General features: G+C 32.4%; 11 protein-coding genes. 8 read left to right on the forward strand and 3 right to left on the reverse strand.

Translation table 11 applies throughout. The annotated features are described in order from the left end of the window. Positions 1-3,179: lectin-like domain-containing protein (locus HMPREF3125_RS13050; RefSeq protein ID WP_256278079.1), on the reverse strand; the 3,179-nt coding region annotated here is incomplete at its 3' end. 566 nt (positions 3,180-3,745) lie between these two features. Here HMPREF3125_RS13050 and HMPREF3125_RS07275 point away from each other — a divergent pair. Beyond that, the gene (locus tag HMPREF3125_RS07275; protein ID WP_046467232.1) at positions 3,746-4,309 is read left to right on the forward strand and encodes a PepSY domain-containing protein; all 564 of its coding nucleotides are present in this window, start codon (positions 3,746-3,748) and stop codon (positions 4,307-4,309) included. Between the two features lie 84 nt (positions 4,310-4,393). On the opposite strand, the gene HMPREF3125_RS07280 is transcribed toward HMPREF3125_RS07275, so the two are convergent. Continuing rightward, positions 4,394-4,750, reverse strand: coding sequence for a DoxX family protein (locus HMPREF3125_RS07280; RefSeq protein WP_029056731.1), 357 nt, complete (start codon positions 4,748-4,750; stop codon positions 4,394-4,396). Between the two features lie 383 nt (positions 4,751-5,133). Between HMPREF3125_RS07280 and pbp4 the strand changes: the two genes are divergently transcribed. Continuing rightward, positions 5,134-6,375: a penicillin-binding protein PBP4 gene (gene pbp4 / locus HMPREF3125_RS07285; RefSeq protein WP_070452822.1), complete on the forward strand. Its 1,242-nt coding sequence runs from the start codon at positions 5,134-5,136 to the stop codon at positions 6,373-6,375. Positions 6,376-6,538: 163 nt separating this feature from the next. Beyond that, positions 6,539-7,177: an NAD(P)-dependent oxidoreductase gene (locus tag HMPREF3125_RS07290; protein ID WP_070452825.1), complete on the forward strand. Its 639-nt coding sequence runs from the start codon at positions 6,539-6,541 to the stop codon at positions 7,175-7,177. Positions 7,178-7,258: 81 nt separating this feature from the next. On the opposite strand, the gene HMPREF3125_RS07295 is transcribed toward HMPREF3125_RS07290, so the two are convergent. Next, on the reverse strand, positions 7,259-7,921 hold the full coding sequence (locus HMPREF3125_RS07295; RefSeq protein ID WP_046467230.1) for a M15 family metallopeptidase: 663 nt from the start codon (positions 7,919-7,921) through the stop codon (positions 7,259-7,261). A gap of 367 nt (positions 7,922-8,288) precedes the next feature. On the opposite strand from HMPREF3125_RS07295, the gene pflB reads away from it, so the two are divergent. From pflB to HMPREF3125_RS07320, 5 genes are all read left to right on the forward strand, one after another. Continuing rightward, on the forward strand, positions 8,289-10,532 hold the full coding sequence (pflB, locus tag HMPREF3125_RS07300; protein WP_070452828.1) for a formate C-acetyltransferase: 2,244 nt from the start codon (positions 8,289-8,291) through the stop codon (positions 10,530-10,532). Between the two features lie 19 nt (positions 10,533-10,551). Further along, a complete protein-coding gene (pflA, locus tag HMPREF3125_RS07305; protein ID WP_029056736.1) occupies positions 10,552-11,307 on the forward strand; it encodes a pyruvate formate-lyase-activating protein in 756 nt (251 codons plus the stop codon). A 311-nt stretch (positions 11,308-11,618) separates the two neighbouring features. After that, the gene (locus tag HMPREF3125_RS07310) at positions 11,619-12,548 is read left to right on the forward strand and encodes an FAD:protein FMN transferase (RefSeq protein ID WP_083279979.1); all 930 of its coding nucleotides are present in this window, start codon (positions 11,619-11,621) and stop codon (positions 12,546-12,548) included. 71 nt (positions 12,549-12,619) lie between these two features. Then, complete coding sequence (locus HMPREF3125_RS07315) at positions 12,620-15,652, forward strand: NADH-dependent flavin oxidoreductase (RefSeq protein WP_070452831.1); 3,033 nt, start codon at positions 12,620-12,622, stop codon at positions 15,650-15,652. A gap of 12 nt (positions 15,653-15,664) precedes the next feature. Further along, a complete protein-coding gene (locus tag HMPREF3125_RS07320) occupies positions 15,665-17,041 on the forward strand; it encodes an MFS transporter (protein ID WP_017637621.1) in 1,377 nt (458 codons plus the stop codon). Positions 17,042-17,072: the final 31 nt, after the last annotated feature.

Raw genomic sequence — 17,072 nt, forward strand, 5'->3', positions numbered from 1 at the left:
CTATCAGACGTAGACGTACTTGTACTAGATGAATCGCTAGTATACGTGCTTGCGCTATCAGAAAGCGAAGTAGAAGTACTTGTACTATTTGAATCGCTCACAGACGTACTCGTGCTGTCAGAAACAGACGTACTCAATGAATCACTTAGAGAAGCACTTGTGCTATCAGATGTAGACGTACTTGTACTAGTAGAATCACTCATAGATGTACTAGAACTATCAGAGAGTGATGTCGAAGTACTTGTACTATTTGAATCACTTACAGACGTACTCGTACTGTCAGAAACAGACGTACTCAATGAATCACTTAGAGAAGCACTAGCACTATCAGAAGTTGAAGCACTCGTGCTATCCGACATAGAAGTACTAGAACTTTGAGATTCACTCATAGAAGTGCTTGTGCTATCAGAAGCTGACATGCTATTACTTACTGATTGGCTATCAGACAAGGATGCACTAGTACTTTGTGAGTTACTTAGTGAAGCACTTGTACTACCAGAAGTCGAAGCACTCGTAGAATTACTTATAGATGCACTAGTGCTATTTGATGACGAAATACTATTACTATTAGATGTACTATTTGAAGTACTTGTACTATCAACAGTTGAAGTACTTTGTGAGTTAGAAATAGAATCACTTTCTGCATTTCTTCCTATATTCCAAGTAAATGTTTTAGTAGTTGTATTATTACTAGCATCTTTAGATGTAACTGTTACAGTATAGTCACCCATTGTAGTAGGTGTGCCACTAACTGTTTTAGTTGTAGGATCATAAGTTAAACCTGGTGGTAATCCAGTTACAGTATCAGTTGTTGAACCACTGTTGTCACTTGTATCAATTGTTACGTTATTAATAGGTGATAGTACTTGGTTAGATTGATTATTAATATTAATAACCGGATTAGTAGTATCCACTACATTAATGTTAAATGTCGATGTAGACGAATTACCGGCTTGATCAACTGAAGTGACAGTAACAGTATTATTTCCTAATTGTGTAGGAGTTCCAGTAATTGTGTTTGATGCTGAATCATAACTTAATCCAGAAGGTAGACCTGTAACAGTATTTGTAACAGTGCCAGTACCATTATCTGTTGTATTCACTGTAATAGGTGAAATTGGGCTATTAATTTCTTTAGTTTGATTAGACATGTTAATAGTTGGTGCCTGTACATCTTTATAAAAGACAGTTATAGCTTGCCCTGCATTTGTTAATTTAACTGTTTTATTTGTTGCGTTATATGTTGGTGCATATGTACTATCTATATTTACTAATTGATAACCTTTAGCCGTAATCGCGCTTTGTTGATCATCAATAGTGACAGTATTGTCTACGTCTCCAGCCAGTGTTTTAGCTGCAACGATTTCTTTACCAGTATCGGCATCAACATAGTGAACTTGTGCCGTAGCAGTTTCAGTATACGTGAATGAGTCAATTTCAACTTGTTGTAAATTTCGAGCTCCACCAGTAGACGCTGTCATAGATAGCGAGAAGTTAGTATTTTTACTGGCTTTAATCCAATCAGAAATATTTCTAGTCCACGTTTGTCCAGCATATGTTACTGTCATGACTTTCGTATCACCATTATAATCAATGATAAAATCTTGGAAAGTACCATTAGGTTGTGTTGTTAATTTAGCCGCATTAGCAGTTTTTGTATTATCTGTATAAGTTGTTGCTACGCCTGAATTATTTGTTGTTACAAATGCACCGAATGCGCCACCGCCACCTACACTAGCAGGGTCTTTATTAGCTTTGGCAGATGAGTTAGGTTGTGAGGTATTATGATAAGTATCTAACTTAAAGCCGAAAGCATTATTCAAGCCACCAATACCTAAGGCAGCCCCTTCTTTACCAATTTGTCCGAGTGTACCTGGTGAAAAGGCGAAACCGATACCATCGCCACCAGTGACGCCGTCTGGAGAAGTTCCTTCATAACGAGTTCCTAGGTTAACTTTACCTTCAAAATGGAAACTTTTATTTGAGTCAATTTTAGTACCTAGAGATATAGCACCTTTTTGTCCGCCAACATCTGGAGTTAATGTTGCAACACCAGTACTTTGATCGTATGTTGCAGAACCGCTAGTTGTGAAATGATCAGTAAAGTTATCCTTATCAACTACGACCTGTGAAGTTGTAGGTGCAATTGGTGATGCTGTTGTTGCTGCAGCTGCTAAACGATTGACCGCTAATCTACTAAATGCACGTACTTTAGTTGTACTAGTCGATTTACTAGATTCACTAGCAACCGGTGTAGTGACAACACTCTCAGAAGCAGTATGTGTCATTCTTTCATTAATATATGATGTTTTATTCGTAATCGCTTCACTATTTACTGTATTTTGTTTTGGGGATTCACTTGATGTAGCACCTGCAGATGATTGACTGTCGGTATTTTTCGTTGAAGCTTGAGATTGAGAGTCTGGTGAAGTTGATTTAGTTTCACTTGAAGTACTTGTTTTACTTTCATTTGTAGCTGTTTCTGATTTCTGCGATTGTGAATCAGATGAATTATCGTTAGATGATGAAGTAGATTTTGTACTTTGAGAATTTTTTGAATCATTTTTGCTTGCTTCAGAGTTACTATGGTCTGATTGACTAGACTTAGAAGCTTGCTCTGAATCAGAATTCTGTTTGTTAGTTTGATCAGTTTCACTATGTTGTTCAGATTTATTTTCAACGCTTTCACTAGATTGTGTATCTGATTTCTCGCTACTACTAGACGTAGATTGAGTACTATCAGTTGTGTCATTTTTTTCAGAACTTTGTGTTTTTTTTGATGAAACAGATTCACTTTTCGCTGTGTTTTCACTATTGCTTGCATGTTTAAGTTCAGTTGAATTTTGATTTGCGACTGCTTGACTTTGTGTAGAAAGCTCTGAAGTTACAGGTAATTCAGAAGCTGCCATTGCTTGATGATTATGTAACATATTAACTGTAAAAGCGCCACCTGCTATTGTAGAAGCTTTTATAGCATTTCTTTTTACAAAGTTACCTTTTTCTTTACCTTCATCAGAATCTTCCATTGTATGATTGGAAAAGATAGGTAATCCCATGATTCGCATTAATTTAATTTCTTTGATACCTGATTTAATCCAATGTTTCCCAGATTTATATAATTTAACCCGAGATTTTTCGTTTTCTAAACTGTGTTTTAAATTTCTTTGTCTTTTTGACATTGAACCATACTCCTTTAAATGTTGCTGTGTAAGAATGGGTTAGTCTCAATGTAATAATACACTAATATTTAACTTCATATTACGTAACAAATATATCACACTTTGAGATTAAAAAATATTAATATTATTTGGAAAATAAAATTGTTATCCCATTACAACGAATAGAGTAAAATTCAATAAGTTTGTATAATATATTTGTTGTAATACAAGTATAACTATTCACAAATCTATTTCTAAAAAATTTTTTTGTAGCTATTATTTTTGAAAACATTTAAAAATTTATAAAAATCAAAATAAGTGTAAATAATTTCTGTGAGAGGACACTGAGGTTTGTCTGACGTCAACGTGCTCGTGGTCTAATTTAGAACTGATATTCTAAAATTTTTAAGTACAATCGAAACGTAAAATTCAATAAAAAGCAATGATAAATACTTTAATATAAGTGAACTACTGTAAACATTTACCTTCAATAAATCTTTACAAAATCTTTACAATTCCTTAATTTAAGTTTTTTTGTATAGAAAGTTGGGGATTAAGAAATATCTAATATAAAGGAGAGACTAACAATGAAACATACAAAAACAATAGCTTTATTATCATCGGCAGCCATTTTATTAGGTGCGTGTGGCAATGGAGGTAGTGATTCAGCTTCAAATAAAAAAGACGAAGGTACAAAAGATACTACTGTAGCAGTAAAAGATATTAAGACAAATCCTGAAGATGCGATTAAAAAAGCGCAACAAACATATAAAGGTCAAGATTTAAAAGATATTTCATATGAAAAATCAAATGGCGACTGGGTATACAAAGTTGAACAACAAGACACTAAGAATAACAAAGAATCAGAAGTCATTATTAATGACAAAGATAAAAAGGTAATTCATAAAGAAACTGAAAAAGGCGAATCTAATAATTCTAATGATTCGTTTAAATATAGTGATGTAAAAGATTATAAAGATGCCATTAAATCTGCTCAAAAAGAATTTGACGGTGACGTTAAAGAATGGTCATTATCTAAAGATGATGGAAAATTAGTTTATGATTTCGACCTACAAAAAGGTAAAGAAAAACATGAAATAACAGTCGATGCTAAAACAGGTAAAGTATTAGACAATCAACAAGATGATTAGTATATAATAGAAAATCGTATTTGAAAAAGCAACCTAACGATGTGTTAGGTTGCTTTTCGTGTATCTGAATGTTCTATTTAAAAATTAATATAGTTCTAATAATTTCTTCCAATTATAAGAGATCATTACAGCAATACTCATAACTAGAAGTATAATTACAAGTTCTGAAGCCATATAACCTTGTGATAGATGTACCGTAAATAATGCGCCTAGCATAATAACGATAAAACCAGCAGCAACGTAATTTGAAAGTAAACCTATAATCATAAAGATACCACCAATAAATTCAAACAATCCTAATAAAATGCCTAAAAATGCTGGAAAGCCTAAGCCAGCCATCATTTCCATAGGTTCTTTAAATCCACTAAATACCTTTTGTGAACCATGTATTGTAAAAGTGACACCTAACATAAGTCTAATTAATAATAATCCTATTCTCATAGCGTATAACTCCTTTTGTATATTTTATATACTTGATATAACAGTTATATTACAATACTAGCTATTTACATTCAAGAACAAATCAGATATTTATTGTAACTAAACAATTAAAAATAGATTACAAAATGTAATAAAACGATAAAATGCTATAAATTTTAAAAAATAAAGTCCTTCTTACTTTAGAAATACATATTTTACAAAATTTGATAATAAAATTTTAATAGAGTAAGTCAATTACGTTATAATACTTATGTTCATATAATATATACATAAATACCAAATTAGTTTAGAGTGAAATTAAGTAGGGCACTTATAAACATAGGTATATGCAAATTACATATAGTAACTAAATGATATAAAAAATATTAATAGGGGGAGCATCATTGAAAAAAGTTTTGACCAGTATTCTGATGATAATTATGTGTTTAATCGTTGTATCACCAACTGTTTTAGCATCACAGTCACCTGTAGACGTAGCTAAACAAGAAAAACAAAACATTGATAAGCAATACAATCCAAAAGGTATGATAGTAACAACTGAGGATGGACAAATACTCTACAATTATCACGACAAAAAACAAGTTGATCCAGCTTCAACAACTAAATTGATGACAATGGATTTAATATACGATGATATTAAATCTGGGAAAGTGAAAATGAACGATAAAGTAAAAATTACATCAAGATATGAAAAAATGTCAGAATTACCTAATTTAACAACATTTCCTTTAAAACAAGGTGAAACTGTTACAATCAATCAATTATTGAAACAAGCAGCATTAGAATCAAGTAATGCTTCTACATTAGTCTTAGCTGAACATATTGATGGCAATTCTTCAAAATTCACAGACAGAATGAATAAAAAAGCAAAAGAATTAGGTATGAAAAATACAAAATTTACTAATCCAAGTGGAGCAAATAATAAAGTTTTACAACCATATGAACCGAAAAAATATAAAAATGATACTATTTCTCATACATCTGCACGAGATATGGCTATACTCAGTACAAATTTGTTAAAAGAACATCCGGATGTTTTAAAAATTACAAAGCTTTCTAAAGATACTCAATCTAATCAAGAGCTACATAATACAAATACATCATTACCAAATGCAGCAGATGCTATGAAAGATGTTGATGGATTGAAAACAGGTACTAGTGACAATGGCTATAATCTAGAATTAACAGCTAAACGACATCATTTAAGAATTGTTACTGGCATATTTAATGTAATGCCTTATCCTGATGAACAAGCTAAACATGCACGTCAAAAACTTGCGAATGCTTTGACTGAGCATGCTTTTAAACAATATGAATACCGTAAAGTTGTTTCAAAAGGGGAACATAAGATAGATGATAAGGAATACGAAGTTAAAAAAGATTTATATGATTTAGTTCCAAAAGATAAGAAAAAATATAAATTGAAAGTTTCTAAAGACAATCGATTATACGTTGATTATGATAGACAATTTATAAAAGATCATCACGCCCCTAGCGTTAAAGTTGAAGCTACGACACATTGGGGCATGATTTTCCTTTACATACTTATGGCGGTCGTAGGCCTTGTATTACTTGGTATGTTGACAATTATTGGCATCAAAATTTATTTTAAGAATAATAAATAAATATATAAATTGAGATAACTAACCTACCACTTTATGGATAAGAATTTGTATTAAGAGCTATTAAATTGACAAAAACATAAGTAACTGCAAAGATTACATTTATATATTTAGATTAATTGCTTTTAAATTAACCTTTATAACAAGAAATACGGAGGGGTTTATAATGAAAGTAGGAATTATTGGGGCTTCAGGTAAAGTTGGACAACTTATTTTAGAAGAAGCAGTAGATAGAGGAAACCAAGTAACGGCTATCGTAAGAAACGCATCAAAAGTTTCGAACTCAAATGTAGATGTCATTGAAAAAGATATTCATGATTTAACTACTTCTGATATTGCAGGATTTGATGTAGTGGTAAATGCATTTGGTGCACCATTAGGCGATTCAGAAGGTCATATTAATGCAGGTCGTCATTTAATTGATATTTTAAAAGGTACAGATACTAGAGCAATTATTGTTGGTGGCGCAGGAAGTTTATATGTTGATGATGCTCACACTATTAAACTTATTGACACTGATGAATTTCCAGATGTAGTCAAACCAACTGCAATAGGCCAAGGACAAAACCTTGAAGAATTACAAAATGCAGAAGGAATTACTTGGACATTTTTAAGTCCTTCAGCTGAATTTGATTATGAAGGTGCAAGAACTGGTAAATATAAATCTGGTAAAGATCAACTATTAGTGAATTCTAATGGAAAAAGTTATATTAGCTATGCTGATTTTGCAATAGCTATTGTAGATGAAATTGAAAACCCACAACATATTAATGAACGTTTTACAGTTGTAGGCGAAGAAAAATAATAAAGTTATCACTTTTATCATAAAGTAAGGCGGAAATTTTGAGTTGATATTCAATTCAAAATCTCCGCCTTTTTCTATTATTTATTTCCTAGGATATAAACCTAAATATGATTCTAAACTTTTACCTGATTGTTTAACTTTTTTCGCTTTATCTTTTCCTAAATAACGTAAATGCCATGGTTCATATTGATAACCTGTTTCATTCTCTTTATGTTTTCCATATCTTACAATGAAACCATAATCAGCAGCATGTTTTTTAATCCATTTACCTTCTTTAGTTTTACCAAAGCTACGATATAAATTTTTATCTGAGCCCTGTGCTCCTACATCAAATGATAATCCAGTTTGATGTTCAGAGTGACCTGGTTTCGAACTATATTTATTAGCAGCTTTTTCGCCATCTCTAGCTTTATAATTATTAAATAGTTGTACTTGTGTTTGATAACTTCTAAAACCACTTATTTTATATAATTGAATATTATCTTTCTTCGCATCTGTCATCATTTTATTTAAAGCACGTACCGCTTTTGGATTTTCTCCTGGATTGAAATCTTTAGGTAATTTAATTTGTTTATTTACTATTAGAATACCATCAATATATGTCTTTCCGTCTTTTTTAATCTTTTTATGATTTTTCTTCGAATGGTTATTATCACTTTTTTGATTTTTTTCACCTAAATGACCATTTGAACATGCTGACAGTATTAATAATCCCATTAATAAAAAAAGATATAACTTCTTCATGTAACATTTAACTCCTTTAAACTATTAATCACTCAATACTTGAAGGTTAGATGATGTCATCATTCCATACTAAATTAGCCTAACATATTTGCTTGAAAATTTAATTGTATTTAGTCAATAAATTCACTTTTTTTAAAGTGACAAACTATTCTTTTTACCATTAACTATAAAATTGTTATATAACAGATAATTTAAAAGATATACTGTATTAATTTATTTCACAGGTTCTTTAATCAGCCACATATTATATATAATTTAGCCATAAATTATGTGAAAGTAATCACAAAATACATGCTATACTCTTTGTGAAAGCGATAACAAAATTTGGGATTAATTAACTAATAATAAATAATTGGAGGCGAAAGGTATGTTAGAAACAAATCATACTCATGCTTGGCAAGGTTTTAAAAATGGACGTTGGAATAGACATTCAGACGTAAGAGAATTTATTCAATTAAACTATTCTTTATATGAAGGCGACGACGCATTCCTAGAAGGTCCAACAGAAGCTACTTCAAAATTATGGGACCAAGTGATGCAATTGTCTAAAGAAGAACGTGATCGCGGTGGCATGTGGGATATGGATACAAAAGTTGCATCGACAATCACTTCACATGATGCAGGATATTTAGACAAAAACTTAGAAACAATCGTTGGTGTTCAAACAGATAAACCATTCAAACGCTCAATGCAACCATTTGGTGGTATACGTATGGCGAAAGCTGCATGTGAAGCATATGGATATGAATTAGATCCAGAAACTGAAAAAGTCTTCACAGATTATCGTAAAACACATAACCAAGGTGTATTCGATGCATATTCCAGAGAAATGTTAGATTGCCGTAAAGCAGGAATTATTACTGGGTTACCAGACGCTTATGGCCGTGGACGTATCATTGGAGACTACCGCCGTGTGGCATTATACGGTGTAGATTTCTTAATGGAAGAAAAACTTCACGATTTCAATACAATGTCTACTGAAATGTCAGAAGATGTAATTCGTTTACGTGAAGAATTATCAGAACAATATAGAGCTTTAAATGAATTAAAAGAATTAGGTCAAATGTATGGTTTCGATTTAAGTCGACCAGCAACTAACTTTAAAGAAGCAGTGCAATGGTTATATCTAGCATATCTAGCTGCAATTAAAGAACAAAATGGTGCAGCAATGAGTTTAGGACGTACATCAACATTCTTAGATATTTATGCAGAACGTGATTTGAAAAATGGTGACATTACTGAAAGTGAAGTACAAGAAATTATCGACCACTTCATTATGAAATTACGTATTGTTAAATTTGCTCGTACACCAGACTATAATAAATTATTCTCAGGAGATCCAACATGGGTTACTGAATCTATTGGTGGTGTAGGTATCGATGGCAGACCACTTGTTACTAAAAACTCATTCCGTTTCTTACATTCATTAGACAATTTAGGTCCAGCACCAGAACCAAACTTAACAGTACTTTGGTCAGTGCGTTTACCTGAAAACTTCAAAATTTATTGTGCAAAAATGAGTATTAAAACAAGTTCAATTCAATACGAAAATGATGACTTGATGCGTGAAAGTTATGGCGATGACTATGGTATTGCATGTTGTGTATCTGCTATGAAAATTGGTAAACAAATGCAATTCTTCGGAGCAAGAGCTAACTTAGCTAAAACATTATTATATGCAATTAATGGTGGTAAAGATGAAAAATCTGGAAAACAAGTAGGACCAAGTTACGAAGGTATTAAATCTGACGTACTTGATTATGATGAAGTCTTTGCTAAATTTGAAAAAATGATGGATTGGTTAGCAGGTGTCTACATTAATTCATTAAATATCATCCACTACATGCATGATAAATATAGCTATGAAAGAATCGAAATGGCATTACATGATACAAATATCATTCGCACAATGGCTACTGGTATAGCAGGATTATCTGTAGCAGCAGACTCATTATCAGCAATTAAATATGCAAAAGTAACACCTATTAGAGATGAAAATGGACTTGTGACAGACTTTGAAATCGAAGGAGATTTCCCTAAATATGGTAACAACGACAGCCGTGTAGATGATATTGCAGTCGACTTAGTAGAACGCTTTATGACAAAATTACGTAGCCATAAAACATATCGCGATTCAGAACATACAATGAGTGTATTAACGATTACTTCAAACGTTGTATATGGTAAGAAAACAGGTAATACACCAGATGGACGTAAAGCTGGAGAACCATTTGCACCAGGTGCTAACCCAATGCATGGACGCGACCAAAAAGGCGCATTATCATCATTAAGTTCTGTAGCTAAAATACCTTATGATTGCTGTAAAGATGGAATTTCAAATACATTTAGTATTGTTCCAAAATCACTAGGTAAAGAAGAAGAATCACAAAACAAAAACTTAACAAGTATGCTAGACGGCTACGCTATGCAACATGGCCATCACTTAAATATCAATGTATTTAATAGAGAAACATTACTAGATGCAATGGATCATCCTGAAGAATACCCACAATTAACAATTCGTGTATCTGGCTATGCAGTTAACTTTATTAAATTAACTCGTGAACAACAATTGGATGTTATTTCTCGTACATTCCACGAACAAATGTAGAAAATAAGGTGGGAGCAAAATGCTTAAAGGACACTTACACTCCGTTGAAAGTATGGGTACAGTAGACGGACCAGGAATTAGATATATATTATTCACACAAGGTTGTTTATTAAGATGTTTATATTGTCATAATCCAGATACATGGAAAATTAATGAGCCATCAAGAGAAGTGACAGTAGATGAAATGGTAAATGAAGTATTACCTTATAAACCATACTTTGACGCTTCAGGTGGAGGAGTTACAGTTAGCGGTGGCGAACCATTGTTACAAATGCCGTTTTTAGAAGCATTATTTAAAGAATTAAAAGCTAATGGAATACACACATGTCTTGATACTTCTGCTGGATGTGTTAATGATACAGTAGCATTTAATCGTCATTTTGATGAATTACAAAAATATACGGATCTCATGCTTTTAGACATTAAACATATCGATAATGAAAAACATATTAAATTAACAGGCAAACCGAATACACATATTCTTAAATTTGCACGTAAGCTTTCAGATATGAAACAACCTATATGGATAAGACACGTTCTAGTCCCAGGAATTTCAGATGATAAAGAAGATTTAATTAAATTGGGTGAATTTATCAATTCGCTAGATAATGTTGAAAAATTTGAAATCTTACCTTATCACCAACTCGGAGTACACAAGTGGAAAAATTTAGGTATCCCATATCAATTAGAAAATGTTGAACCACCAAATGATGAAGCAGTCAAAATGGCATATCAATACGTTAATTTCAAAGGAAAAATTCCAATCACGCTATAAAAAACTATATTATACCCCATAAAATACCCTTCAAATTATGGACATATCAAAGCAGAATTTGATATGTCCATTTTTAATAAAATTTGAAGTAATTGTTAATTATTTATCAAAATATAAAAAATAATTTAATAATCATTAAGTTTATTTTTAAAGTGTGTTTTAATTGTGAACATTTATCATATTTTAACTATTTTTGTGTATTTATGGTAGTATGAACTTGGAAATAGAATTAGTTAACAATATTTCTAAATTTTATATTTTTTTAGCACTTTTTGTAAACGCTATCAAAATATATTTCAGGAGGGGATAAATTGAAAAACGTCATAATTAATGCAATGGGGACGGTGATTCGCTTATCAATTAATCACAATCAACCAGATTCAATTTTATCTCAAGCCGAGTCAAAAATTCATACTTGGGAAAAACAATTTAGTGCTAATGACGAGCACTCAGATTTAATGAAAATTAACCGAATGGCTGGTATAAGGCCAGTAGTAACTAGTGGTGAAATATTTAAAATGATTCAGCTAGGTTATCATGCAACATTAACTTCTAATCAAAAAATGAATATCTTAATAGGCCCTTTAGTTAAACTTTGGAAAATTGGTTTTGAAGATGCTAAAAAGCCGAATGAACAAGACATTCAACATGCGATAACGTTAACGAATCCTGAAAATCTAGAATTGAATGAAGCAACAAATGAAGTTTATTTAACTAAGAAAGGTATGGAGATTGATTTAGGCGCTCTTGTAAAAGGGTATTTTGCTGATCAACTTCAAACATTTTTCATTAATCAAGGTGTAACTTCAGGAATTATTGATTTTGGTGGTAACGTGATTACGATTGGTGAAAATACACCAACATCAAGAAGTTGGAAAGTAGGTATTCGTAATCCTTTTTATAAGAATAGTAATCCACTTGCAGTTTTAGATATTCATCAACAATCTGTTGTGACTTCAGGTATATATGAACGCTATTTTATAAAAGATCATCAATTGTATCATCACATATTAGATAGTAAAACAGGATACCCAGTTAATAATGATATTGCTAGCGTAACCATCGTATCTGATCATTCTGTGGATTGCGAGATATGGACTACGATTTGTAGTTTTGGGCAAGCATCACAAAATATTGAACTACTTAATCAAATAGATGGTATTGAAGGTGTCATTGTTAAACGTGATGGCGACATTGTTTCAACTTCAAGAATTTCTATGCAAAAAGAATATGTAATTTAAATACTCTAAATGAGTATTATATTTTTAAATATACATGTGAAAATAATCACAATTTATCAGGAGGATGACTTATGAATAAAGAAATTTTAGATACTGTCAAATTAAACTCTGGAGCTGAATTGAAAAACCGTATAGTAATGGCGCCAATGACAATTCAAGCTGGATATTTTGACGGTAGTGTGACTTCAGAAATGATAGATTACTATCAATACCGTTCAGGTGACGCAGCTGCAATTATTGTAGAAAGTTGCTTTGTTGAAGATCATGGACGTGGATTCCCTGGTGCTATTGGTGTTGACACAGATGAAAAGGTTAAAGGTCTAGCAAGATTAGCACAAGCGATTAAAGACAAAGGATCAAAAGCAATTCTACAAATTTATCATGCCGGTCGTATGGCTAATCCAAAATTAAATGAAGGAGAACAGCCAATCTCCGCAAGTCCAATTACTGCATTGCGACCTGATGCTGCAACACCTCGTGAAATGACTACATCACAAATAGAACAAATGATTAATCACTTTGGTGAAGCGACTCGTAGAGCAATTGAAGCGGGATTCGATGGTGTTGAAATTCATGGTGCAAATACGTATTTAATCCAACAATTCTTCTCTCCTCACTCTAATAGAAGACAAGATGAATGGGGCGGTAGTCGAGAAAAACGCACAAAATTCCCAATCGAAGTATTGAAAAAAGTTCAAAGTGTTGTAGCTCAAGCAGACGCTAAAGATTTTATTATAGGTTATCGCTTCTCTCCAGAAGAATTAGAAGAACCAGGTATTAGATTTGAAGATACAATGTATCTCTTAAATACACTTGCTGAATATAAACCTGACTACTTCCATATTTCAGCAAATAGTTATAAACGTACGTCAATCGTTAATCAAGACGATTCTGAGCCATTAATTAATAAATACTTAAATTCTAGAAATGAAACATTAGCAAGCATTCCTTTAATAGGTGTCGGAAGCATTTCACAAAAACAAGATGCTGAAGAAGCTTTAGAACTAGGGTATGACTTATTAGCAGTTGGTAAAGCATACTTAATTGAACCAAATTGGACAGAAAAAATTATTAACGACCAAGAAGTAGAACAATTTGTTGATATTCATGACCAAAAAGTATTACACATTCCATCACCATTATGGAAAGTAATGGACTTTATGATATTAGACAAAGAAGAAGAACATAGAAAATACGAAAAACTTAAAGCATTACAAAATAAAAAAGTGAAATTTAATAAAGGTACTTATAACGTTTTTGCTAAAGGTCATAATGGTAATTTACCTATGAAAGTTGAACTGTCTGAAGACAAAATTGTAAGTATTGAAGTTGATGACAGTGGAGAATCTGAAGGTATTGCTAATCCAGTATTTGAACGTTTACCACAAGATATCATAGAAGGACAAACATTAAATGTAGACGTAGTTTCTGGGGCAACTGTTACAAGTGAAGGTATTATTCAAGGTATTGCTGAAGCGATTGAACAAGCTGGCGAAGATCCTGATGTACTACGCGCGCGTCCTAAACCAGTTGTTCAATGGTCAAACGAAACAATTGAAGAAACAACGGATATTGTTGTAATCGGTACTGGTGGTGCAGGTTTAAGTGCTGCAACTACTGCTTTAGATGAAGGTAAAGAAGTGATTATGCTTGAAAAATTTGCCGCTATCGGAGGAAATACGATACGTACTGGCGGACAAGTCAATGCAGTTGAACCAGAATGGCAAGGTAGTTTCCCTGCATTAGCTGGTGAACATGAGACATTAAAACAACTATTAGAACATGATGAAAATGATATAGATGATGATTATAAAGAAGATTTCCGCACAGTAAAATCTCAAATTAAAGCCTATTTAGATGACGATAGTGAAAAAGGCAATAACTTATTCGATTCAATTGAATTACACCGAATTCAAACATATTTAGGTGGTAAACGTAAAGATAAAAATAATGTAGAAATTACAGGTGACTATGAACTAGTTAAAACACTCACAGATAATGTATTAGATTCTGTTAAATGGCTAACAGAAAAAGGCGTACATTTCGATCGTTCATTCGTAGATATGCCAGTTGGTGCATTATGGCGTCGTGGTCATAAACCAATGAAAGCACAAGGTTTAGAATTTATCGAAAATCTTGGTGACTATGTTAAAACACATCACGGTCGTATATTCACTGAAACAACAGCCGAAAAATTAATCAAAGAAGGCAATAAAATTGTAGGTATTGAAGCTCGTAAAGCAAACGGAGCTAAAGTTAAAATTCATACAAAACATGGTGTAGTACTTGCTACAGGTGGATTTGGTGCTAATACTAAAATGTTACAACAATATAATACGTATTGGGATAGTATTCCAGATGATATTAAAACAACAAACTCACCTGCAATTACTGGTGATGGTATACGTTTAGGTGTCCAAGCAGGTGCAGAACTTGTTGGTATGGGATTCTCTCAAATGATGCCAATATCTGACCCTAAAACAGGCGCACTATTCACAGGTTTAATTGTGACACCATCTAACTTCGTATTTGTTAATAAAGAAGGACAACGTTTCGTAAATGAATTTGAAAGTAGAGACGTGTTATCTAAAGCGGCATTAGAACAAAAAGATGGTATGTTCTACATTATTGCTGATGAAAATATTAAATCATTAGCGATGAATACTTCTGAAGACAAAATTAATCATGAGCTTGAAGACGGTACATTAGTAAAAGGTGACACATTAGAAGAATTAGCAGAAAAACTAAACATCGAACCACAACAATTAATTAATACTATCGAACGTTATAACAAATTTGTTGATCAAGGTCATGATGATGATTTCAATAAAAGTGCATTTGATTTAAAAATTGAAAAAGCACCATTCTATGCAACACCTCGTAAACCAGCAGTACATCATACTATGGGAGGCTTACGAATTAATTCTCAAGCACAAGTTATTGATGTTGAAGGTCATATTATTGAAGGATTATATGCATCTGGTGAGGTAGCAGGAGGTATTCATGCAGGTAACCGATTAGGTGGTAATGCACTTGCTGATATCTTTACTTATGGAAGAATTGCTGGTAAAAGTGCAGCTACGCATCAAGTTACTAATGAATAGGAGTGACTAGCTATGTCTGGAAATTACAAAAAAGGAAATCAATTAATACTAGCTATTATATTAGGGATTTTGACATATTGGTTGTTTGCTCAATCTCTCTTAAATATAGCGCCTCATGTGCAAAATGATTATCACGTTGATATGAGTATTATCAATATTGCAGTAAGTCTTACCTCACTATTAACTGGTGTGTTCATAGTTGTTGCAGGTGGACTCTCAGATAAAATAGGAAGAGTAAAAGTGACTAGAGCGGGACTAGTATTAAGTATATTAGGATCTATTTCCGTTATTATAACTAATATGCCGTTCTTCTTACTTACAGGACGTGTATTACAAGGTCTTTCAGCCGCTTGTTTATTACCAGCGACGATTGCGATTATTAACTCATTCTTCTCAGGTGAAGAACGTCAAAAAGCATTAAGCTTTTGGTCATTTGGTTCTTATGGTGGAACTGGACTAGCTTCTCTATTCGCTGGTGTAGTCGCAACATATGTAGGATGGCGTTGGATTTTTATCTTATCAATTATTTTTGCATTCATCGCAATGATATTGTTAAGAGGTACACCAGAGTCTAAAGATGAATCCGCACATAATAAGAAATTTGATATTATGGGTATTTTCATCTTCGTAATAATGATGTTAAGTATTAATATAGTTATCACACAAGGTACAAAATTAGGTTGGCTTAATCCTGTGATTATAGGTTTAATCGTAGTATTTATTATCACATTGTTTGCATTTTACATTTATGAACGTAAACAAAGAGAACCATTTATTGATTTTACGTTATTTTCAAACAAAATTTATATAGGTACAACGATTGCTAATTTAATGGTTAATACTGAAATTGGAGTGCTTGCATTATTCAATATTTATATGCAAGACGCCATGGGATTATCAGGAGCACAAGCAGGGTTAATTACTATTCCATATATGGTTTGTAGTTTAATCATGGTTCGTGTAGGTGAACGTTTCATGCAAAAAAATGGACCTCAAATACCATTAATGTTTGGACCAATCACTATTGCTGTAGGAATTATTTTACTATCCATTACAGCCTTACCAAGTATAATTTATTATATTGTTTCTGTGATTGGATTTATTTGCATAGGGTTAGGCTTAGGTTTCTTTGCAACACCTGCCTTATCAACAGCAGTATCAAACGTTCCAGAAGAAAAAGTAGGTACAGCATCAGGTATTATTAAAATGACATCAACATTAGGAGCAGCATTTGGTATCGCAGTGGTGACAACAGTTTATTCAACAATTAGTATTTATAACGATACCCATTTTGCAGCAACAATCGCCTTTATCGTAGGTGCTTGTATGGTATTAGTCGCATTTATTGCCGCATTTATTTTAGTACCAAAACGAAATGTAGAAGTGTAGATCATAAAATAAAAAACTTGTATTTAAAAGA

The sequence above is a fragment of the Staphylococcus sp. HMSC13A10 genome (genome assembly GCF_001808005.1).
GTDB lineage: Bacteria > Bacillota > Bacilli > Staphylococcales > Staphylococcaceae > Staphylococcus > Staphylococcus pasteuri.